The 1022-nt window shown below is 73.2% G+C and carries 1 protein-coding gene; it reads left to right on the top strand.

From position 1 onward, the window contains the following. The coding region (locus L995_RS29060; RefSeq protein ID WP_047474883.1) for a sigma-54-dependent Fis family transcriptional regulator at positions 1–970 on the top strand (970 nt) is incomplete at its 5' end. Positions 971–1022 lie beyond the last annotated feature (52 nt).

The following is a 1022-nucleotide window of genomic DNA, read 5'->3' as shown; positions in this document are numbered from 1 at the left end:
CCCCCGCGATGCGCTGGCGCGGCTGGACACGGGCGATGCGCGCTGGCGTGCGGCGGCCGACAAGGCCCGGCGCGTGCTGGGCAAGCCGATTGCGCTGCTCATCCAGGGCGAGTCCGGCGTGGGCAAGGAATGGTTTGCGCGCGCGGCCCACGACAGCGGGCCGCGCCGCGACGGCCCGTTCGTGGCCATCAACTGCGCGGCCATGCCCGAGTCGCTGATCGAGGCCGAGCTGTTCGGCTACCGCCAGGGCGCCTTCACGGGCGGGCGGCGCGAAGGACAGGCGGGCCTGCTGCGCCAGGCGCACGGCGGCACCCTGTTCCTGGACGAGATCGGCGACATGCCGCTGTCGCTGCAGACCCGGCTGCTGCGCGTGCTGCAGGAGCGGCAGGTGGTGCCGCTGGGCGGCGGCACGCCCGTTGCGGTCGATTTCGCGCTGGTCAGCGCCTCCAACCGCAGGCTGCGCGAGGATGCCGACCAGGGGCGCTTTCGTGCCGACCTGTACTACCGCATCAACGGCCTGGCCGTGGAGCTGCCTCCGCTGCGCGAGCGCGGCGACTTCGAGGCGCTGGCCGCGCGCATGCTGGCCGACATCGAACCCGCGCGCCCGCTGCGCATGGCACCGGCCCTGCTGGCGCAGCTGGCCGGCCATGGCTGGCCCGGCAATCTGCGCCAGTGCGCCAGCGTGCTGAGAACGGCCTGCGCCATGCTCGATCCCCATGAGGACTGCCTGCAGTGGCAGCACCTGCCCGACGACTTCCAGGCCGAGCTGGCGCAGACCGCCCGCAGCGGCCCCCGGCTCGACGCTGCGCCGCAGAGCCTGGATGAACTCTCGCGCTCGGCCGTGCGGCAGGCGCTGGAGAACTGCCGGGGCAATGTCACCCAGGCCGCGCGCATGCTGGGCATCAGCCGCCAGACGCTGTACCGCAAGCTGGCCCAGGACCGTGCGGCGGACGGCTTGCGGCTGCAGTGAGGCGCTTGCCGGTGCTCAGGCCTTGAAGGTGATCCAGGGCCTGAGCTTCACG

Source organism: Delftia sp. ZNC0008 (assembly GCF_000799035.1).
In the GTDB taxonomy this organism is placed as follows: Bacteria; Pseudomonadota; Gammaproteobacteria; order Burkholderiales; family Burkholderiaceae_C; genus Comamonas; species Comamonas tsuruhatensis.
This window is presented reverse-complemented; position numbering and strand designations above follow the sequence as displayed.